The organism is Neisseria arctica (assembly GCF_022870905.1).
Classification (GTDB): Bacteria; Pseudomonadota; Gammaproteobacteria; order Burkholderiales; family Neisseriaceae; genus Neisseria; species Neisseria arctica.
Genome location: NZ_CP091510.1, coordinates 1960562 through 1982269, shown reverse-complemented (window position 1 = coordinate 1982269; position 21708 = coordinate 1960562). Strand labels below are relative to the sequence as shown.

At 47.5% G+C, this 21708-nt stretch carries 17 protein-coding genes; 9 read left to right on the top strand and 8 right to left on the bottom strand.

From position 1 onward, the window contains the following. The first annotated feature begins 10 nt into the window (after positions 1-10). From gcvH to gcvP, 5 genes are all read left to right on the top strand, one after another. On the top strand, positions 11-394 hold the full coding sequence (gene gcvH / locus LVJ86_RS09165; protein WP_047761396.1) for a glycine cleavage system protein GcvH: 384 nt from the start codon (positions 11-13) through the stop codon (positions 392-394). Positions 395-608: 214 nt separating this feature from the next. Then, on the top strand, positions 609-1301 hold the full coding sequence (locus tag LVJ86_RS09160) for an aspartate/glutamate racemase family protein (RefSeq protein ID WP_047761395.1): 693 nt from the start codon (positions 609-611) through the stop codon (positions 1299-1301). A gap of 57 nt (positions 1302-1358) precedes the next feature. Then, positions 1359-1919 (top strand): DNA-3-methyladenine glycosylase I, encoded by a 561-nt coding sequence (locus tag LVJ86_RS09155; RefSeq protein ID WP_047761394.1) that lies wholly within the window; start codon positions 1359-1361, stop codon positions 1917-1919. Between the two features lie 46 nt (positions 1920-1965). Then, complete coding sequence (locus tag LVJ86_RS09150; protein WP_047761393.1) at positions 1966-3162, top strand: MFS transporter; 1197 nt, start codon at positions 1966-1968, stop codon at positions 3160-3162. A 78-nt stretch (positions 3163-3240) separates the two neighbouring features. After that, on the top strand, positions 3241-6081 hold the full coding sequence (gcvP, locus tag LVJ86_RS09145; protein WP_047761392.1) for an aminomethyl-transferring glycine dehydrogenase: 2841 nt from the start codon (positions 3241-3243) through the stop codon (positions 6079-6081). A 112-nt stretch (positions 6082-6193) separates the two neighbouring features. On the opposite strand, the gene LVJ86_RS09140 is transcribed toward gcvP, so the two are convergent. Further along, positions 6194-7039 (bottom strand): GNAT family N-acetyltransferase, encoded by an 846-nt coding sequence (locus tag LVJ86_RS09140; protein WP_047761391.1) that lies wholly within the window; start codon positions 7037-7039, stop codon positions 6194-6196. 462 nt (positions 7040-7501) lie between these two features. On the opposite strand from LVJ86_RS09140, the gene LVJ86_RS09135 reads away from it, so the two are divergent. The 3 genes from LVJ86_RS09135 (at position 7502) to LVJ86_RS09125 (ending at position 10464) form a co-directional block, all read left to right on the top strand. Continuing rightward, complete coding sequence (locus tag LVJ86_RS09135) at positions 7502-7840, top strand: P-II family nitrogen regulator (RefSeq protein ID WP_047761390.1); 339 nt, start codon at positions 7502-7504, stop codon at positions 7838-7840. 52 nt (positions 7841-7892) lie between these two features. After that, positions 7893-9212 (top strand): ammonium transporter, encoded by a 1320-nt coding sequence (locus LVJ86_RS09130; RefSeq protein WP_047761389.1) that lies wholly within the window; start codon positions 7893-7895, stop codon positions 9210-9212. 238 nt (positions 9213-9450) lie between these two features. Continuing rightward, complete coding sequence (locus LVJ86_RS09125) at positions 9451-10464, top strand: hypothetical protein (RefSeq protein ID WP_235284613.1); 1014 nt, start codon at positions 9451-9453, stop codon at positions 10462-10464. A 110-nt stretch (positions 10465-10574) separates the two neighbouring features. Here LVJ86_RS09125 and LVJ86_RS09120 read toward each other — a convergent pair whose 3' ends face one another. Beyond that, the gene (locus tag LVJ86_RS09120) at positions 10575-11687 is read right to left on the bottom strand and encodes a 50S ribosomal protein L11 methyltransferase (RefSeq protein ID WP_047761388.1); all 1113 of its coding nucleotides are present in this window, start codon (positions 11685-11687) and stop codon (positions 10575-10577) included. 300 nt (positions 11688-11987) lie between these two features. On the opposite strand from LVJ86_RS09120, the gene LVJ86_RS09115 reads away from it, so the two are divergent. Further along, a complete protein-coding gene (locus LVJ86_RS09115; RefSeq protein WP_047761387.1) occupies positions 11988-13778 on the top strand; it encodes a 2-isopropylmalate synthase in 1791 nt (596 codons plus the stop codon). A 324-nt stretch (positions 13779-14102) separates the two neighbouring features. On the opposite strand, the gene LVJ86_RS09110 is transcribed toward LVJ86_RS09115, so the two are convergent. From LVJ86_RS09110 to zwf, 6 genes are all read right to left on the bottom strand, one after another. Then, positions 14103-15323 carry a sugar MFS transporter gene (locus LVJ86_RS09110; protein ID WP_047761386.1) on the bottom strand — a complete coding sequence of 407 codons (1221 nt, stop codon included), beginning with the start codon at positions 15321-15323 and terminating at the stop codon, positions 14103-14105. A 254-nt stretch (positions 15324-15577) separates the two neighbouring features. Next, positions 15578-17245, bottom strand: a complete 1668-nt coding sequence (pgi, locus tag LVJ86_RS09105; protein ID WP_047761385.1) for a glucose-6-phosphate isomerase — start codon at positions 17243-17245, stop codon at positions 15578-15580. Then, on the bottom strand, positions 17245-18111 hold the full coding sequence (locus LVJ86_RS09100) for a MurR/RpiR family transcriptional regulator (RefSeq protein ID WP_047761441.1): 867 nt from the start codon (positions 18109-18111) through the stop codon (positions 17245-17247). Before LVJ86_RS09100 ends, pgi begins: the two co-directional genes overlap by 1 nt. A gap of 220 nt (positions 18112-18331) precedes the next feature. After that, positions 18332-19339, bottom strand: a complete 1008-nt coding sequence (locus tag LVJ86_RS09095) for a glucokinase (protein WP_047761384.1) — start codon at positions 19337-19339, stop codon at positions 18332-18334. Continuing rightward, positions 19320-20018: a 6-phosphogluconolactonase gene (gene pgl / locus LVJ86_RS09090; protein WP_047761383.1), complete on the bottom strand. Its 699-nt coding sequence runs from the start codon at positions 20016-20018 to the stop codon at positions 19320-19322. The genes LVJ86_RS09095 and pgl overlap by 20 nt, the downstream gene beginning before the upstream one ends. 85 nt (positions 20019-20103) lie before the next feature. After that, on the bottom strand, positions 20104-21561 hold the full coding sequence (gene zwf / locus LVJ86_RS09085; protein ID WP_047761382.1) for a glucose-6-phosphate dehydrogenase: 1458 nt from the start codon (positions 21559-21561) through the stop codon (positions 20104-20106). Between the last annotated feature and the right edge of the window lie 147 nt (positions 21562-21708).

The window sequence follows — 21708 nt, the reverse complement described above, 5'->3', positions numbered from 1 at the left end:
GGAGTTTTCTATGAGCAATATCCCAGCAGAATTAAAATATGTATCCAGCCACGAGTGGTTGCGCGCAGAGGCAGACGGTTCGGTAACCGTAGGCATTACCCATCACGCACAGGAATTGTTGGGCGATATCGTATTTGTAGAATTACCCGAAGTGGGCGCCAATTTGGCAGCCGAAGACCAAGCCGGTGTAGTGGAGTCGGTGAAAGCCGCATCTGACGTTTATGCGCCGATTGCCGGTGAGGTTGTTGCAGTCAATCAAGAGTTGGTAGACAGCCCAGAAACTGCCAACAGCGATCCTTACGGCGCGGGCTGGTTCTTCAAAATCAAACCGGCCGATGCGACAGCTTTAGACGGCCTGTTGACTGCCGAACAATATGCGGCTGAGATTGGCTAAGTATTGAAAAAGCCGTCTGAAAACGATAACCGGTTTTCAGACGGCTTTTTATTTTAAGGCTGTTGTCTTTGCAAAAACAGTACCGGATCATCAGTCCGAAGGCTGGAGCGATTGGCATACCATCGGTGGCAGAGTGCGGTTTTTGTGTAGATTTCAGAATATGAGATGGAGGCGGACGGATTAGGCCGAGCCGTTTGATGAAGGCAGTTTTAAGATGAAAACTATCGGTATTATCGGCGGTATGAGCCCTGAAAGTACGGTATTGTATTATCAAATCATCAACCGTGAAATTAATCGTCTTTTGGGCGGCAATCACAATGCTGAAATCGTGATGCACAGTGTTGATTTCGAGCGTATTGCCGCTATGCAGCGCAGCGGTGATTGGGTCGGAGCCGGGCAGGCGTTGGCTGACAGTGCGCGCAAATTACAAAATATTGGTGCCGATGTGCTGTTGTTGGCTACTAATACCATGCACAAAGTGGCTGATGATATTCAGGCGGCGGTTGATATTCCGTTGTTGCACCTGATTGATGCTACTGCCAGTGCGCTAAAAGCCGAAAATATGCGAACTGTCGGTCTGCTGGGTACGCGCTTTACCATGAGCGACGGTTTTTATAGTCGGCGGATGCAGAGTTTGGGTATTGAAATTTTGGTGCCGTCTGAAACCCAACAAGGTGAAATCCACCGTATTATTTTTGAAGAATTGTGCCGTAACCGCATTTTGCCCGAAGCTAAAGCTTATTATGTGGAAGCGATAGAGGCTCTGAAGGCTCAAGGCGCACAGGCTGTCATATTGGGATGTACGGAAATCGGCTTACTGATACAGCCCGAGGACAGCCCGCTTCCGGTGTTCGACAGCGCTGAGATTCATGCCCGGGCAGCCGTGGATTTTGCTTTGCAGAATTAAGCCTATAAGAGTGATTGTGCGGCGAAGGCAATAGCCAAACCGTAAAAAAGGTGGGAAATGAGTTATTGCGATTATGCCAATGCCTTGCCGGCGGATACCGATAATCCGAACAAGCATTATCATGACCATGCCTATGGTTTTCCGATTGAGGATGACAATGAGTTGTTTGAACGGTTGGTGTTGGAAATTAATCAAGCAGGCTTGAGTTGGACTTTGATCCTGAAAAAACAGGTGGCTTTTCAGACGGCTTATTCGGGCTTTGATATTGCAGCCGTAGCGGCTTACGGCGAGACGGATCGTGAGCGTCTCTTAGCCGATCCGGGTATCGTGCGCAACCGTTTGAAAGTGGACGCCGCTATTTACAATGCACGCCAAATTTTATTATTGCAGCAGCAATACGGCTCTTTTAAGCAATGGCTGGATACTCATCATCCGCGCAGTAAAGAAGCTTGGGTGAAACTGTTTAAAAAGCAATTTAAATTTGTGGGCGGCGAGATTGTGAATGAATTTTTAATGAGTACAGGCTATCTACCCGGGGCACATGAGCCCGGTTGTCCGGTTTATGAAAAAACCTTGGCGGCGAAACCGAAATGGTTGGAAGCCAAACTTGAAGCCTAGGTAATGCGGGCCGTCTGAAACATATAACTGTTAACGAAGAAACACTATGTCTTTACCCAAGCAAGACGATAATCCGAAATTACTGCTGATGCTCGCCATCGCATTAATCGGCGTGTTTGCTTTTTTACAAGTATATTCGATCCAGGCAATTTTGCCCGTTTTGGTGCGTGATTTACACGCCAGTGAAGTACAGGCAGGATTGGCAGTAGGGGCGACGGTGTTGGGTGTGGCTTTAATGTCGCCCTTTATGGGTATGCTTTCCGATGCGCTCGGGCGCAAGGTATTTATTGTCGGTTCGTTACTGTTTTTAGCGGTACCGACAGCTTTGCTGGCAGGAGTCCGGTCGATAGAGGCTATGATGGCTTACCGCTTTTTGCAGGGATTGGCGGTTCCAGGCATAACCGTGGTGCTGATTGCCTATGTGGGTGAAGAGTTCGGCGGTAGGGTGATGGCCAGGTTGATGTCGCTATATGTGTCGGGCACTGTATTGGGCGGTTTTTCCGGGCGTTTTATGCTCGGTCATTTAAACGAATGGATAGGTTGGCGGCCGGCCTTTTACGTGATGGCGGCGTTAAGCTTGGTTAGTGCGTTTTTTGTTTGGATGCAATTACCGCCTTCGCAACGCTTTGTACCGAAACCGAATATTCAGATGGCCTTGCAAACGTTGGCAGGGCATTTGCATAACCGCTACGTGATAACGTCCTGTACTTTGGGTGCTTGCGTACTGTTTTCGCTGGTAGGCTGTTTTACTTATATCAACCTTTATTTGGCTGACGAACCCTATGCGCTTAACAGTGGTCAGTTGGCCAATCTGTTTGCCGTGTATTTGATCGGTATGGTGATTACGCCGCTTTCTGCCAAGCTGATCAACCGCTTTGGCAGCGCACGCACCGTAATGATGGCGGTGGGGCTGTCGGTATTGGGCGTGTCGGCGACTTTGTTGCCGCCGCTGCCGGCCGTAATTGTTGCATTGGCTTTGATGTCGTCGGGGGTATTTATTACCCAAGCGGCAACCATCAGTTACATTGCTGCTAATGTAACCGAAGGACGCTCGCTGGCCTCGGGGCTTTACTACATGGCTTATTACAGCGGCGGTACCGTGGGTGCATGGCTATGCGGTTTGGCTTACCGCTACAGCGGTTGGCATGGTGTGGTGGCAGCTTTGTTTGCCGTGCAGGTATTGGCTCTATTGATTGCGGGCAAAGGCATGGTGAGAACCATGATGGCAAAGCAGCACAGTTAACATGGTAATGAATAAATGCCGTCTGAAAGTTTCAGACGGCTTATACTGCAGTATTGTGAAACAACAGAGGAAAAACAAATGAATTTCAAAGATTTATTCAACTCAACAGAATTTATCGGCCGCCATATCAGCCTGAAGGATCAGCCGGCACTACTGGCGGCTTTGGGTGAGCAGAATATGGCTTCATTTATTGACAATACTGTACCCGAGAGTATCCGTATGCCGTCCGAACTTGACTTGCCCGAGGCGGTCAGCGAGGCAGACGCTTTGTCAAAATTAAAGGCCATTGCATCTAAAAATAAAATCAATAAAAGTTATATCGGTTTAGGCTATTATCCGACCCGACTGCCGAATGTGATTTTACGCAATGTGTTGGAAAATCCCGGCTGGTACACCGCCTATACTCCGTATCAAGCAGAAATCGCCCAAGGGCGTTTGGAAGCATTATTGAATTTCCAACAAGTATGTATCGATTTAACCGGCCATGAAATGGCGGGTGCATCATTGCTGGACGAAGCTACTGCTGCCGCTGAGGCAATGGCGATGGCCAAGCGTGTGGGCAAATCAAAATCCAACCGCTTTTTTGTAGACGAGCGTGTGTATCCGCAAACTTTGGACGTGATGCAAACCCGCGCCGGCTATTTTGGTTTTGAATTGGTGGTGGGCGGCTTGGATAGTGCTGCCGAAGGCGATTATTTCGGTGCTTTGTTCCAATATGTCGGTAAAGACGGTGATGTGGCCGATTTATCCGGTGTGATTGCCGATTTGAAACAAAAAGGCACGGTGGTGGCAGTGGCTGCCGATGTAATGAGTTTGGTTTTGCTGAAGTCGCCTGCCTCTTTAGGAGCGGATATCGCCTTGGGCAATACCCAGCGTTTCGGTGTGCCCATGGGCTTCGGCGGTCCGCACGCGGCTTATTTTACATTTAAAGACGCCGACAAACGTTCCGCGCCCGGCCGTATTATTGGCGTATCGGTAGATGCTTCGGGCAAGCCCGCCCTGCGCATGGCGTTGCAAACCCGTGAGCAGCATATCCGTCGTGAAAAAGCCAATTCCAATATCTGTACTTCTCAAGTATTGCTGGCTAATTTGGCCGGTATGTATGCCGTTTACCACGGTCCGGAAGGTTTGAAGCGTATCGCCACCCGTATCCATGCTATGGCCAATGCCTTTGCGGTTGCGGTTTCCGGCAACCTGCAAGTTGTTCACCAAAGTTTCTTTGACACCGTGTTGGTTGAATGTGGCGGCAAGGCTGACGAAATTTACCAAAATGCTTTAAAAGCAGGCTTTAACCTGCGCCGTGTCGGCGACAGCCGTTTGGCGGTTGCCTTCCATGAAGAGTCTTGTGCGGGTGATTTTGCCGCTTTAACCGAGTTGTTTACCGGTAAAGCCGCTACTTTGCCTCAAGAGGTTACTGTCGGTTTGGCTCAAAACTTATTGCGTGAAGATAAGATCCTGCAGCATCCGGTATTCAACAGCTACCATACCGAACATGAAATGCTGCGTTACCTGAAAAAACTGGAAGAACGCGATTTGGCCATGAACCGCAGTATGATTTCTCTTGGTTCATGTACCATGAAATTGAATGCAACCGCAGAAATGCTGCCGATTACTTGGCCGGAATTTTCACATTTGCATCCGTTTGCCCCGAAAGATCAGGCTGAAGGCTATTTGGAAATGATCGAGGGTTTGCAAAACCAATTGAAGGCGATTACCGGTTTCGACGCTATTGCAATTCAGCCCAATTCAGGCGCACAAGGCGAGTATACGGGTTTGCTGGCGATTCGCCGCTATCATGCCGACCGTGGAGAGGAGGGGCGTGATGTGTGTTTGATTCCGCGCTCCGCCCACGGTACCAACCCGGCTACCGCACAAATGCTGGGTATGAAGGTTGTTGTGGTCAATACGGATGAAGCGGGCAATGTGGATGTTGCAGATTTGCAAGCCAAGGCCGAGCAGTATAAAGATACGTTAGGCGCGCTGATGATTACTTATCCGTCTACCCACGGTGTGTACGAAGAGGGTATCCGCGATATTTGCCGTATCATTCATGAAAACGGCGGGCAGGTATATATGGACGGTGCGAATATGAATGCGCAAGTCGGCATTATGCAGCCGGCGGAAGTGGGGGCAGACGTGTTGCACATGAATCTGCATAAAACCTTCTGTATTCCGCACGGTGGCGGCGGCCCCGGTATGGGGCCTATCGGTTTGAAAGCACACTTGGCGCCTTTTGCGCCCAGCCATAGTGTCGCACCTGTTCCGGGAGCGACCGAAGGCATGGGGGCGGTTTCTGCTGCTCCGTTTGGTTCGGCTAGCATTTTGCCGATTACGTGGATGTACATTACCATGATGGGTAAGCACGGATTGCGTTTGGCAACCGAATCGGCACTGTTGAATGCCAACTATGTCGCCCATGAATTAAGCAGCGATTACCCCGTACTCTACACGGGTAAAAACGGACGGGTAGCGCATGAGTGCATCATCGATTTGCGTCCTTTGAAAGCAGAAAGCGGCATTACCGAAGTTGATATTGCCAAACGCTTGATGGATTACGGTTTCCATGCGCCGACCATGTCTTTCCCGGTGCCGGGTACATTGATGGTCGAACCGACCGAGTCGGAAAGCAAAGCCGAACTTGACCGCTTTATTGCCGCTATGAAGCAGATTAAGGCCGAGGCGTTGAAAGTACAAAACGGCGAGTGGCCGAAGGATGATAACCCTCTGGTTAATGCGCCGCATACCGCTTTCAATGTTACCGGCGAATGGAACCGCGCATATAGCCGTGACGAAGCCGTTTTCCCGTTATCTTATGTGCGTGAAAACAAATTCTGGCCGAGTGTGAACCGTGTGGACGATGTGTATGGTGACCGTAATTTGGTTTGTTCTTGCCCGAGTATTGAGAATTACGAAGATTAATTCTTGAGTGCTGAATAAAAGGCCGTCTGAAATATTTTCAGACGGCCTTTTTTAAACTTTTAAATAAATGTGTGTTCGGAATTAAGATAAAATGTTTTATTTTAATTTTATCTTATTTTGGTTGGTCTAGCTTCATTACAAAATGATGTGCGCTGATTTCAAAACCATTTTCAAAATATAGACGGTGTGCGGAAGCGCGCTCCGTACCTACATTAGAATCGATATGGATTTGCGGAATACCTTCCGATTCGGCAATTTTGCGCACGGCTTCGAGCAGGCGAGCGGCGTAGCCTTTGCCGCGGCTTTGGGGTACGGTAACCACATCGTCGATATGAATATGTCGGCCGCTCACTAAATTGATTTCTTCTCGGAAACCGCAAACCGCTACGGCATTGGTTTTACCTTCTTCAAATATGCCCAACAGGCGGTAACCTTGATTCCGTTGCAGATTATTGACTTGCTCTACAAAACGGTTGACATCGGTGAGCATCGGGCGCAACACGCTTAATGCGGCAAATGCCACGGCAGTTTCATTCGCACCAATTTCTCGTAAGGTACTGGATACGTCTCCAACTTCTTCTTTGGCGGGTATTGCTTCGGCGGCTTGCTTTTCCTGAATGGCCTTAGCCAAAGACAGCTCTGCTTCTGCTGAGGCTTGTTGGTCCCGCTCTGCCATCAGAGCTTGGCAATCCATAACCCGCAAGTCATTATCGGCTGCAAAGTCCATCAAAAAGCGGAACATGGCCGGATTGATTTCTTCCAATTTTTTATCCACTGCTACGCAGCGGACTTTATCAACCAAAATCGGGCGCACCCATTGGTGATATGACAGCCGGTTGCCTTTGTCGAATGAAGACAAAATACCGCACAAGCGTTCGGCCCAATCACTGGGGCGGAACGTTTTGCCCTTACTGGTGGTGCCGTGAATCACAATTTCATACGGATTGCAGACTAACATAGCAGGTTCTCTGATAAAGGAAATGAGAATAGCGTGCCAAAGCACACAAGGCTGAAATGTTAATTATACCTGAGTGCCGCCTTACTCCAAAATATTGTATGAATATGTATTTGACTATGTTGTTTTCCAACATTGTGATACTGCAAGCATTTTAAAAATAGTAAATAAATTTTGAAATTTTTATTTACTATAATGAAAAATCATAATGTTATTTTCCATTTGTTCGTCTGTTCAAAAGAATATTCATTCAAAAAAATATAAAAACAGACAGATAAATTTATATTTTTGCTTGATGAAATTATTTAACAAAAGGCTAGGGTGAAATTTAACGCATAATCCTGCTAAATAGTTTTTTAATGATGAAAATTGTCAACAATACTCTTGCGAAAAAATAACTTTGGCAGTAATGTTCGAGGCATGGATTTTAGTAAAAATTGTCAACATTTTTAAAAGGAGAAGGCAATGAAAAAAATTACTGCGATGATCAAGCCGTTTAAACTTGATGATGTGCGTGAGGCCTTGAGTGATATAGGAATTCAGGGGATGACAGTGAGCGAGGTGAAAGGTTTTGGTCGCCAGAAAGGTCATACCGAAGTTTATCGTGGTGCAGAATATGCAGTCGATTTTTTACCTAAAATCCAGCTTGATATCGTGTTGCCGGATGAGCAGGTGGAACGGGCGGTAGAGGCAATTATTGAAACGGCGCGCACAGGAAAAGTAGGTGACGGTAAGATTTTTGTAACACCGGTAGAGCAGGTGATACGCATCCGAACGGGAGAAACGGGCGAAGTTGCCGTGTAATTAAATTTCATTTTTTGTGTGGGCGTTAGGCGGTTGTTAAAAGGAAAATATCATGAGAATAATTCGACAAATCCCGGTAGTGGCTTTCTCTCTGCTGCCGGCAGCGGCAATGGCGCAGAATACGGCAGATTGGTGGAAGCCTTTTTCTGCCATTAATTCAGGTGATACCGCCTGGATTATGACTTCCTCCGCTTTGGTGTTATTTATGACATTACCGGGCTTGGCTTTGTTTTACGGTGGTATGGTGCGTAAGAAAAATCTGCTTTCCACTATGATGCACAGTTTTTCAATTGCGGCTTTGGTAAGCGTGTTGTGGATGGTGGCGGGTTATTCGTTGGCATTTACACCCGGCAATGCTTTTATCGGCGGTTTCGAACGGTTGTTTTTAAACGGTATGAGTGTGGATATACACAAAGAAATGCTGACGGTATCGCCTAATGCGGGAACCATACCGGAAACTGTATTTATGTTTTTTCAGATGACGTTTGCCATTATTTCAACCGCCATCATTACGGGTGCATTTGCCGAGCGTATGAAGTATTCGGCCATGATGCTTTTTTCAGGTTTATGGATGATGCTGGTGTATGTGCCGACGGCTCACTGGGTATGGGGCGGTGGTTTTATGGGCGAGGGCGGGGTACTTGACTACGCGGGCGGTACGGTAGTACATATCAACGCCGGTATTGCAGGTTTGGTTGCCGCCGTGGTTTTGGGTAAACGTGTCGGTTACGGTAAAGAAGCCATGCCTCCGCATAATATGGCTTTAACTCTTACCGGTGCGGCCATGTTGTGGGTAGGCTGGTTTGGTTTTAACGCTGGTTCTGCAGTGGCTGCTAATGCTTCGGCAGGAATGGCGATGGCGGTTACCCAAATCGCTGCCGCATTTGCAGCATTGGCTTGGCTGGTATGTGAAAAAATTGCCGGTAACCGTCCATCAGCTTTGGGATTGGCATCAGGTGCTGTAGCCGGCTTGGTGGGCATTACCCCGGCCGCCGGTTTTGTCGATCCGCAAGGAGCCATGTGGATTGGTATATTGACCGCAATTGCCTGTTATTTTTCATCAGTTGTATTGAAATACAAATTGGGCTATGACGATTCGCTTGATGCTTTTGGCATTCATGGTTTCGGTGGCTTAGTGGGTGCCGTATTAACAGGTATATTTTTTAGTAACCAAATTTTTGGCGGAGACACGACCATAGGCAGCCAGTTGTTTATCCAAGTAAAAGATGCGCTGACTACCGTTATATACAGCGGCGTGATGAGCTTTATCATTTTGAAGGCAGTCGGTTTGGTATGCGGAGGACTGCGTGTCGAGCGAGATGTTGAGCGTGAAGGGTTGGATTTGAATGTACACGGCGAGCGTGTCGAATAAATAACATTAATAGTACTGATTTTTGGGTTTGTTTGAAGAAGAGGCCGTCTGAAAAATTTCAGACGGCCTCTGATATCATACGGAACAATTACTCTATGATAGGTAGTATTTGCATATAGGTTTATCAGCGTTATACTCTTTTATGAAAATAAACAAAATAATGATTTTTCAGTAAGTAGCAAGATAAAAACGATATGTTCTACACTGTGAATCAAAATAATAGGCAGAGTGTGCAACTATGAAGGCAAAAGTAAAAATATTACCGTCTTTTTCTTTGGGTTTAGTGTTGTGCAGTATGACCGCATGGGCTGAAAATATTCCTGCCGATGGCGCTGATACGGTTGCCGATCCGATCGAACAGCAAAAGAGTAACTGGGTTGATAAACAACATGATGGCATCAGTAAAGGTGTTGATCGCATTGCTGAAAAAATGGACGGTTGGTTTGGAACACCGGACCCGAATAATCCCGCTACGGCTACTTTGCGGATACTTGTGGATACCGAATGGAATAAATACGATGATTTTTCGGTAAAGCCGCGGATTAGAGGCCGTGTCAAGCTGCCCGTGTTGGAGCGAAAACTAAGCGTGGTGTTCGGTGATGATGAATTAGATAACCAAATGGCCGACAATGCCCATTTAGGTAAAGATGGTTTGCAAAACAATGATCCCAATAAAACTTTCAACGGCAGCCGTACACGGGAAAATAACTCTTCCTTAGCATTAAGATGGTCGGACATATCTAGGCTTACAGGGTTGGACACGGATTTTGACATAGGTATCCGCTCCGGTGATGATCTGTATGCGCGTGTAAAGGCAGGGAAAAATTGGCAGTTGGCGAATAACTATACTACTTCGGTCGAGCAGATTTACCGTTATGGAATTGACAGCGAGCATTATGCCCGTACCAATTTCGAAATACGTAAAGCTCCACCGGGCAAACCTTTTATTGCAAACCATTTGCACACCCAATATACCCATACCGATGGTAATGAAGCATGGAGTTGGGGCAATAGTTTGTACCGCCAGCATGATTTGGCGCCCGGTAAATGGTTTAATTACGGGCTTTACGCAGGTGGCCCAATTAAAAGTAAAAAAGCCGATATTAATAGCTATGGCCCCTTTGCAGGTTACCGTCAGCCTATTTACCGCGATTGGTTGTATGCACAAACCGAAGTAAATTATTACAATGACCGAAGTGCCAAACGAGATCACCATATAGGTGCTTTGTTTAGACTGGAAGCTTTGTTTTAAATAGGACGGATCAACGGCGAGACCGTATGCGACGGCATCTTGGGCAAAAATAAAAAACACCCCCGAAAACACTAATGTGTTTTCGGGGGTGTTTTTTATTCAGTAGGTATTTACAGGCTAAGCCGGTACAGATAGGTAGTTTCTTGGTTGCGGGCAAAGGAAAGCGGGTCGGTTGTATCAGCTGCTTTAGCGTGCCGGGGTTTGATGCTGTGCACTGCAAGCAGTTTTAAAGAGGCCGTCTGAAAGGATTGATGTAAAAATTGGGGTGTGCGTAGCCCCAGATGTTCGGCAAGGTCGGAAATAATCAGCCATGCTTCGCCTTTAGGATTAAGGTGTTTTCCAATTCCGGCCAAAAAGCCTTTCAGCATTTGGTGGTCGGGATCGTATAGGGCGGTTTCTATTGCGGAGGTAGGTTTGGCAGGCAGCCAGGGTGGGTTGCAGATGATTAAATCTGCTTTTCCTTCCGGAAATAAATCAGTTTGCTGCAATGTGATTTGTCGGGCGGTGCCGGATTGTTCGATGTTACGGCGGGCGCAGTTGATAGCATTCGGATTGGTATCGGTGGCGATAATATGCGGAATGCCGCGCTTGGCTAGTAGAATTGCTAAAACGCCGCTGCCTGTGCCGATATCAAATGCGGTTTGGCATTGGTTGGGCAATGGAGCTTCTGCTGCAAGTTGCAGGTATTCGCCACGTAGTGGCGAGAATACGCCGAAGGGAACATGGATTTTGCCTCCGATTTGGGCAATATCGACACCTTTTTTGTGCCACTCGTGCGCGCCGATTAGGCCGAGTAATAAATTAAGCGGCATGGCGAAAGGCTGTTCATTTGGGTGCGGATAAATATCGGTTAGGGCGGCGTGGATATCGGGTGCCCGCGGTAAATCGAGTTGGAAACCGGGTTGTATTTCTATTGCCAGCATGTTTAGTAAGCGGCTTTGTTGTGCTTGCTGCATGCGGTGGTGATGAAATGCGATGGCGGGAGCTTGTTGGATTATTGTGGATTTAGCGGGTTTGCGTATGCGCTTTTTGATGGCGGATAAAACCTGTTTGGCATTATGGAAATCCCCCTGCCAAATGCTGGCGGTATTTGCATATGCGTTTTTTAAAATGGTTGCGGCGCTTTGTTCGCGGATATAAACGGCATGTACGGGCGGTTTTTGCAGGCTTTCGGTGCGCCATTCGATAGTAGTGTTCTGGTTGGTAGGAATATAGGTAGGCATTGTATTTTTATAAGGTATGGAATAAATATTAAGAGGCAGTTTACTATAAATCTATAGGGGCTTTATATAAAAGGATAAGTGTGAAGAGGATTGGCGAATAAGGCGGTATGGTTTGGAGAATACAGTCGAATTGCTAAGGCCGTCTGAAAATTTTACCAAAATTAGACAAAATGTATATTCATGATTAAATAATTTGGAGTGTTTTTTATTTTTTCTAAAAAATATTGCCGTTTTGTCTGATTTGCGTATAATCAGTGGTTATCAACGTTGAAAATTATTTATAAAGATTAAAGGTGCATCATGCAATTGGACATTGACCGCTTAATTGCTTTTTTCGGTGGCGTTAATGCCTTGGCCGAGGCATTGAAGAAGTTTGACCCGCAAAATGCAGCCAGCACGGCAGCTATTTATAAATGGCGTGCCCGTGGCTCATTGCCGTTGAGCCAATTGCAGAAGCTTAGTGCTTTGGCTGATGCACAAGGACGACCGTTGGACTTGAATGCTTTTATGCAACAGCATTCTTCATTGGAGAAACAAACTATGCCTACCGATAACCGTATTATCATTTTCGATACCACTTTGCGTGATGGAGAACAGTCGCCGGGTGCGGCAATGACCAAAGAGGAAAAAATCCGTGTGGCACGCCAGCTGGAAAAATTAGGTGTCGATGTGATTGAGGCAGGCTTTGCTGCGGCCAGCCCGGGTGATTTCGAAGCGGTAAATGAAATTGCCAAAACGCTGACTACGGCAACCGTATGTTCCTTAAGCCGTGCGGTAGAACGTGATATCCGGGCAGCGGGAGAAGCGGTGGCTCCGGCTGCCAAGCGACGCATCCACACTTTTATCGCTACCAGCCCGATCCATATGGAATATAAACTGAAGATGAAGCCGAAGCAGGTGATTGAGGCGGCTGTTAAGGCGGTAAGCATTGCTAAAGAATATACCGATGACGTAGAGTTTTCGTGTGAGGATGCTTTACGTTCCGAAATCAGTTTTCTGGCGGAAATCTGCGGAGCCGTTATCGAAGCAGGAGCGACGACTATCAATATTCCGGATACGGTGGGGTATTCTGTGCCACACCGTACCGAGGCTTTTTTCCGTGAGTTAATTGCGAAAACGCCGGGTGGCGACAAAGTGGTATGGTCGGCACACTGCCACAATGATTTGGGCTTGGCCGTTGCAAATTCCTTGGCAGCGGTACAAGGCGGCGCACGCCAAGTGGAATGTACGATCAACGGCTTGGGCGAGCGTGCAGGCAATGCGAGCTTGGAAGAAATCGTGATGGCGTTTAAAACCCGTCATGATGTTTTCGGCTTAGACACCGGTATTGATACGGTGCAAATTGTGCCGACTTCCAAACTGGTGTCTACTGTTACCGGTTATCCGGTACAACCTAATAAAGCAATTGTGGGAGCCAATGCTTTTGCCCACGAATCAGGAATTCACCAAGACGGGGTGTTAAAGCACCGGGAAACATATGAGATTATGTCGGCAGAATCGGTAGGGTGGGCGGCAAACCGTTTGAGTTTGGGTAAGCTTTCCGGTCGTAATGCTTTTAAAACCAAGTTGGCTGATTTGGGAATCCAGTTGGAAAGCGAAGAGGCATTAAATGCTGCATTTGCCCGTTTTAAAGAGCTGGCCGATAAAAAGCGCGAAATCTTTGATGAAGACTTGCATGTGTTGGTATCAGATGAACTGGCTACCCTTTCACAAGACCACTATAAATTTATTTCGCAAAAAATCTCTACCGAAACAGGCGAATTGCCGACGGCTGAAGTGGTATTCAGCGTAGGCGGACAAGAGCATCGTGCCGTCGCTAACGGCTCTGGCCCTGTTGATGCTATTTTCAGGGCTATTGAGAGTGTGGCAAATAGCGGCGCGGTATTGCAGCTTTATTCAGTTAATGCGGTTACCGAAGGCACGGAAAGCCAAGGTGAAACTTCTGTACGCTTGGTTCGTAATGGTCGGGTAGTGAGTGGCCAAGGTGCGGATACGGATGTATTGGTAGCGACGGCAAAAGCGTATTTGTCTGCTTTGAGCAAGTTGGAGTTTGGTACGGAAAAAATTAAAGCCCAAGGCGGCGGTATTTGATTTTAGTTTGAAAAGGGGCGGCTATCCGATATGGTAGCCGCCCCTTTTTATTTTGATATTGTACGATTTGCAATATGGCGCTTAAGTTTAAAGATGCCGGTAAGATCAGATTTATGTAAAAAGATGGGATAAGGTTATTTTATTTGGTATAGAGTTTGCGGATTGAACTCGGGTGAAAAAGGCCATCTGAATTGTTTTCAGACGGCCTTATTGTAGATGGGGAATATTGTCGGTTCTGTTGAAAAAATATTTGGAAAAGCAATAAAAAAACACCGCCCGAATATACTCGGGCGGTGTTTTTAAACTGGCAAAAGATTAATTTTATCAGTATGCACGATCTGCTTTGTAACCTTTTACAGCGAAGAATACGATGTAGAGGTAGCAAAGGGCAGATACGATAAATGATAACAACAGGCCAACATGGTCAGCAGCAAAGCCTTGGATCAAGGGAACCACGGCACCACCTACGATAGCGGTACAGATAATGCCTGATGCCGTACTGGTGAATTTACCCAAACCTTTGGTTGCCAAAGAGAAGATAGTTGGGAACATGATTGAGTTAAAGAAGCCGATTGCCAGCAAGGTCCACATAGAAACTGCGCCGCCGTTTGCCAAAATAGCAATAGTAATCAGGCTGATGGCCATTACAGAGTTGAAAGCCAAATATTTGTTCGGGGCAATTTTGTTCATCACTGCTGAACCAAGGAAGCGGCCTACCATGGCACCGCCCCAGTAAAGTGCCAGATATTTTGCACCGGTAGAGTGGCTGAGACCTGCGGTTTCTTCCATAACACTTACTAAAAGCGAACCGATGGATACTTCGGCACCTACATAGCAGAAGATTGCGATGGCACCTAATACCAAGTGTTTGTATTGCCAAACGCTGGTTTTACCATCCGGGTTGTGTTCGGTTTCTGCCTCGGCGATTTTACGCGCGTCGGGCAATTTGATCATTTTAACAAAAATCGCCAGCAATACCAGTAAGCCGGCCAAGCCGAGATAGGGGATTTGTACGGATTCTACTTCTTGGGCTTTAGTGAGTTGCTGGGTTGCGTCTGTCAAAATCAGTAAAGAGCCGAAAAGCGGAGCAATAGTGGTACCTAGAGAGTTGAATGCCTGCACCAAGGTCAGGGTAGAAGATTCTTTGCCGGGTTTGGCCAGTAAGGTTACATAGGGGTTACCGGCCACTTGCAGCAGAGTAACGCCTGAGGCAAGAATAAATAATGCGCCTAAGAAAATCGGATAAGACGCACTGCCGGCAGCTGGGTAAAACAGCAAGCAACCTACAGCAGTCAGCAAAAAGCCGCCAATTACGCCGTTTTTATAACCGAGTTTTTCAACTAATTTGCCCATGGGAATCGACATGATGGCATAGGCGGTAAAGAAGCAGAATTGAATCAGCATCGCTTGCGCGTAGGTGAGTTCAAAAATCGCTTTCAGGTGTGGAATCAGGATATCGTTCATGCAGGTAATAAAACCCATCATGAAGAATAACGCGGTCAATACCGATAAGGCGGTATTGTTATTTTGTGATTGCGTAGACATGATTTCGTCCTTTAGTTGAGATATATAATATATTAATGTTTGTTAAGAAAGGTATGAAATGATACTGCTAAAAAAGTATCTTGCCTATCATTATTTACTGCTATAGCATAAATTAATCGGGCCACTCGGCCGGTATAAATAATCCGATTTTTCTAAACATTCGGCGTTTTCATTGAAAAATGCCGTCTGAAATTTTCAGACGGCATCAGGTAATGGCTTATGCGGATTTTATGCTGTATAAGTAAAACTGCGCTTTAGCATCCGCAGTCTTTATCTTTGTCACAGTTGGCATTACGGTAGAGGCGTACCAAACGCTCGGTAGAGCTGTCGTGTTCCTGAACCGGGGTTTCTCCGGTGAGCTCTGCCAAAATCGTTTTGGCCAGTTGTTTGCCCAATTCGACACCCCATTGGTCGAAACTATTGATGCCCCAAATGATGCCTTGCACAAACGTTTTATGTTCGTAAAGTGCGATCAGGCTGCCCATATTACGCGGATTTATTTTATCCATCAGGATCATATTGCTGGGACGGTTGCCTGAAAAAGTTTTATGCGGTACCAATTCTTCGATACGGTTGTTGTCTACCCCTTGGGCGGTCAGCTCCGCACGTACTTCGTCAGGTGTTTTGCCGCGCATGAAAGCTTCTGCTTGGGCGAAAACATTGGCCAGAAGGATTTCATGATGGCCGGGCAGATTACTGCGTTTTTCCAGTGAGGCAATCAAATCGATAGGGGTGATGTGTGTGCCTTGGTGCAGTAGTTGGAAAAAGGCATGTTGGCCGTTGATGCCTGTTTCACCCCAAATAATCGGTGCGGTTTCATGTTCTACTGGCATGCCGTCGAGGGTAACTTGTTTGCCGTTGCTTTCCATATCAAGTTGCTGGATAAATTTGGGCAATCGGTGCAAGTGTTGGTCGTAGGGGGCGATAATATGGCTGCCGCCGCCATAGTAGTTGATATACCAAACGCCTATCATGGCGAGTAATACGGGCATATTGGCTTCAAGCGGCGCATTAATGAAATGTTGATCCATCAGGTGTGCGCCGTTGAGCATCTCAATAAAATTCTCTTCGCCCAAATAAAGCATAATGGGCAGGCCGATGGCCGACCACAGGCTGTAGCGTCCGCCTACCCAATCCCAAAATTCAAACATATTGGCTGTGTCGATACCGAAGTCGGCAACCGCTTTTTTATTGGTGGAAACGGCAACAAAATGTTGGGCAACCGCGGCCTCATCATTGGCATGTTTTAGAAACCACTCGCGTGCAGTAAGGGCGTTGGTAAGCGTTTCCTGAGTGGTAAAGGTTTTGGAGGCAACAATGAATAGAGTGGTTTCGGGGTGCACTTTTTCCAATACGTCACGCAGTTGGGAACCGTCAACATTAGAAACAAAGTGCATATTCAGCCGCGGATGGCCGAATGGTTTGAGTGCGGTACACATCATTAAAGGGCCCAAATCCGAGCCGCCGATACCGATATTTACAACATCGGTAATCACTTGGTTGGTATAGCCCAGCCATTCTCCGCTGCGTACTTCGTGTGCAAACTCGCCCATGCGGTGGAGAACGTGGTTGACTTTGGGCATTACGTCTTCGCCGTCTACAATAATTGGGGCGTTGGTACGGTTGCGTAAGGCGATATGAAGTACGGCACGGTTTTCAGTAGTATTGATTTTTTCGCCGTGAAACATTTGTTTCATACGCTCGGGTACACCGGCCTCCCGCGCCAGCTGCATCAATAGGGCTAAAGTTTCATCGGTGATGCGGTTTTTAGAGTAATCGAGTTTGATGCCCCCTACCTCCAGCCAATAGCGTTCTGCACGGCCGGGGTCGGTAGCGAATAATTGGCGCATATGGTCGCTTTTGGTTGCATCGAAGTGTTGCCAAAGCCGCCGCCATGAAGGTAAATCTTGAAGGTGTTTCATTATTGAGGATCCTTTTGGTTTTCTTGTTCTTTGCGTTTATGTTTATTGTGAATGCTGCGTTTGCTTTTTTCCAATTGCAGACTGGCGGTTTCGCCTAAACGTAAGGCAAGGCCGATGGCGAGAATATCGATGACAACCAATTGCAGCAGGCGTGAGATCATAGGGGTATAACGCTCGCTATCTTCTTGGGCGACAACGCTCAATACACAATCGGCCAGTTGGGCCAACGGCGAATCGCTGCGGGTGATGGCGATAACTTGGGCGCCGTTTTCTTTGGCGATGCTGACCGCATCCAATACTTCGATGGAGGAACCGGAATTGGAAATCACGACCAGTACGTCTTGGTCGCTTAAGACGGAAGCGGCCATCAGTTGGATATGGGTATCAACATAAGCAACGGTGGAGATACCGAAGCGGAAGAATTTATGTTGGGCATCTTGTGCCACGATGCCTGAGTTACCTACGCCGTAAAATTCAATCCGGCGGGCATGCGTAAGCATGGCGATGGCGTTTTCGAGATCGGTTTCCTTCAAGGCGCGGCGCGCTCCCAAAATGGAAGCTGCAGTGTTACCGAGCACTTTTTCCATCACATCGTTCATATCGTCGTCTGCATTGAGCTCCTCGTGGACGTAAGGCATGCCTTCGTGACCGATACTGGCAGACAGTGCGAGTTTGAATTCGGGTAGCCCTTTATAGCCCAGGCTTCGGCAAAAGCGGATAACTGTAGGCTGGCTGACTGATGCATGTTCGGCAATTTCGGCTACGGCAGCATGCACAAACCATTTGGGCTCGGCCAATGCGCATTCGGCCACTTTACGTTCTGCACCGGAAAGATTATTTAGAGATTCGCTGATTTTGCTTAACATCATGTTGTATTCCATGGCGGTTAAATCAACCGGGCGGCTTTGCGGTGGATATTTGTTTGCAGGCCGTCTGAAAGCTTTGCCGGTATGATGGTTTGTCGTTTTCCCTAACTATACGGCAGCGCGCCCGGCTACCGCAGTTAAGTCTATATTATAGTTGTGAAACAAGAATAAAACAGCCTGCCCGGATGAGGTTTTTCATGATTGGGCAGGCTGTTGTTGGTTAGGAAGAAGCTGCGGCGTCGGTTTCGCCCAAATGGTTGGACAGGGCGACCGCGGCTCCCGAAATGCCCGGATATTCGCTTAAGACCACATATACCGGAATGGCGGCCAAATAGGCATCAAACCTTCCTTTGCTTTCGAAGCGGTTACGGAACGGGGAGCTTTTAAAGTAATTAATGAAGCGCGGAATAATGCCGCCGCATAAGTATACGCCCCCGCTGGCTCCCAAAGTTAATGCTAAGTTTGAGGATACTGTTCCAAGCATGGCGCAGAAAATATCTAATGTTAAGCGGCAAAGGGGCGAGGTACCGCTCAAAGCGCGTTCGCTGATTTCGGAAGGAGAAAGTTTGTCGCGCTTTACGCCTTCACGGTAAGCTAAAGCCTCATGGATTAGTGTAAGGCCTGCTCCGCTGAGAAAGCGTTCAGCGGAAACATGACCGTATTTCTTTTTGGCGTATTGCCAAATCAGCATTTCGGCATCATCAAATGGAGAAAAGCTGACATGGCCTCCTTCTCCGGCAAGAGGCACCCAGCCTGCTTTGCTGTGAATCAGCCCGCTGACGCCTAATCCTGTTCCCGGGCCGATAACGGCTTTGGGCGCATTTTCAACTGCTTGGGATCCGCCGATTTGAATCAGGTCTTCCTTCGGCATTTTAGTAATGGCTAATGCCTGTGCGGTGAAGTCGTTCAGAAGAATCAGTGTTTCCAAACCGAGTGCTTGGCGGGTAGTTTCAATGGAAAATGCCCAATGGTGGTTGGTCATCTGAACCCAGTCACCCAAAATAGGGTTGGCGATGGCAATGGCCGCGTGACTGATTTTAGGGTTGCCGCAGCGGTTGAGATACTCACGGGCTGCATCTACGATGGTGTTGTAGTCGTTGCAAGCGAGCACTTCCACTTTTTCGATTTTTTGCGGTGCGCTTTCAAGGGCGAAGCGGGCGTTTGTACCGCCGATATCGGCCACTAGACGCGGCCAGGCTGTTGGAGGGTTAGTTTGCGTAGTAGACATGGCAAGTAGCCTCTTGTGCGTTGAGAATATAACTGATTGGGTATGTTTTATTGATATCGGTTGCGGCGGCATCATATACCGCTTTTTTTTCTTCGCCCTGAATGGCAAGAAACACCGCCGGAGTGTTGAGGATGGCGGGTAGGGTCATTGAAATACGCTCATGCGGAGCTGTAATGGGCGAAGTGTGCAGTAAGGGGATTGTATTGTTCATATCCAAGCCTCGGTCGAGTTGAGGCGCCTGTGGAAACAGGGAGGCAGTATGACCGTCTCCCCCCATGCCCAGTACCAATACATCGGGTTGAACGAAGTGGGTTAGGGCGGTTTGGACGGCATTTTCGGGATACAGATCCGCATCCTTCGCATTGTCTTCAATCATCGGAATCCAGTGTGCGGCGGCGGCATGGTTTTTCAGTAGGTATTGTTTGACCAATCCGGTATTGCTGTCGGGATGGTTGGTCGGGACGATGCGTTCGTCAACCAAGGTAATGCCTGTGTTGTGCCAATCCAATGCTTTTCGAGAGAGGGCTTCGAAAAAGGCAATAGGCGAGCGGCCGCCCGATACGGCCAAGACAGCCCGTCCTTTTTGATCCAAGGTATTGCGCAGTGTTGTAGCTACGGCGTCGGCTAATGCGGCTGCGGCTTCGGAGGGTGAGTTGTAGGAGTGCCATTGCACGCTCATGATTTATTCCTCTTTTGCTCAATCTGGTATTTTTGATGCTTTCAGACGGCCTTCCGATTGGGAAAGGCCGTCTGAAAATGAAGTATTATTGCTCTTCATGCCAAAGGTTACCGTCGCGTGCCAGTAATGCGCGGGCGGCTTCCGGCCCCCAGCTGTCGGCGGTATAGCCGTGCGGAGGATTTAGGCTTTGCGACCAATTTTCCATAATCGGCATTACCCATTCCCAAGCGGCTTCCAGCTCGTCACGACGGTTGAAGAGTGCCAGTTTGCCATTAATCACATCAAGCAATAGGCGCTCGTATGCTTCGGCCCGCCGGCCCTCGATGGCTTGCCCCATGTCCACGCTTAAAGCGGTGGTTTCTACACGGTTGCCTGCGCCGGGAGTTTTGACTTGGGTATAGAGGCGGATAGATTCTGTCGGTTGCAGTTCGATTACCAAGCGATTGGGTGCCGATTGGCTGTTTTCAAAAATATGATTGTCTAAGTCGTGAAAATTTAAAACGATTTCTGCAACCTTTCCTGCCATGCGTTTACCGGTGCGCAGGTAAAACGGTACGCCGGCCCAACGTTGGTTTTGGATTTCGGCTTTAATGGCTACATAAGTTTCTGTACGGCTTTCAGGGGGAACTTGGTGCTCTTCTAGATAACCGTTCAAACGTATGCCGTCTTTTTCACCGGGCGTATATTGGCCGCGAACAACATTTTGCTCGACATCTTTTAGGCTGAGTGGTTTTAGTGATTTGATTACCTTTAGCTTTTCATCGCGTACGGCATCTGCATCAAGGCTTGCGGGTTTTTCCATGGCTGTCATACACAGCATCTGCATCAGGTGGTTTTGTACCATATCGCGTAAGGCGCCGGTAATGTCATAAAACTCACCCCTCTCTTCTACGCCGAGTTGTTCTGCAATGGTCAGCTGGACGCTTTTTAGGTATTTGTTGTTCCATAACGGCTCAAACATGATGTTGGCAAAACGTAATGCAAGCAAATTTTGCAGGGACTCTTTTCCCAGATAATGGTCGATACGGTAAATTTGTTTTTCTTGATAAAAAGCGCCTACGGCCGCATTGATTTCTTGCGAGGATTTTAAATCGGTTCCCAGGGGCTTTTCTAAAACTATGCGTACTTTTTCGTTATTTAGCCCGATAGCGGCCAAATTCTCACAAATCGGTGTGAAAAATTTAGGTGCCGTTGAAAGGTAAACAATTACGTTGTCAGTGTTTTTCCGAGCATTAACAGTTTCGCCCAATGCAAGGAAGGTTTCCGGGCGGGTAGCGTCAACGGTGAGATATTGGATGCGGGCAACGAATGTTTTCCATAATTCATCGCTAAAATGGTTTTTGATATGGATTTTTGAATCGCTCTCTACTTTTTTTAGAAAAGCGGCGGTATCGAATTCGCTGCGGCTTACGCCCAAAATACGGCCTTCGGGGTGTAGCAAGCCGGCGGCGTGTGCCTGATAAAGGCAGGGAATCAGTTTGCGCATGGCCAGATCGCCGGTGGCGCCAAACAAGATCAAGTCAAAGTTTGTTTGTGTATTCATTGCGTTATCTTTCATATTCCACAAAAGGTTTGTGCTTGCTGACCCTCGGGCTGTAATGAGACCGGAAATATTTTATTTTATAACAACACTATTATAATAATATTGTATGACGGTGGGAATGTTTGGACATGCACCACAATGATTCGT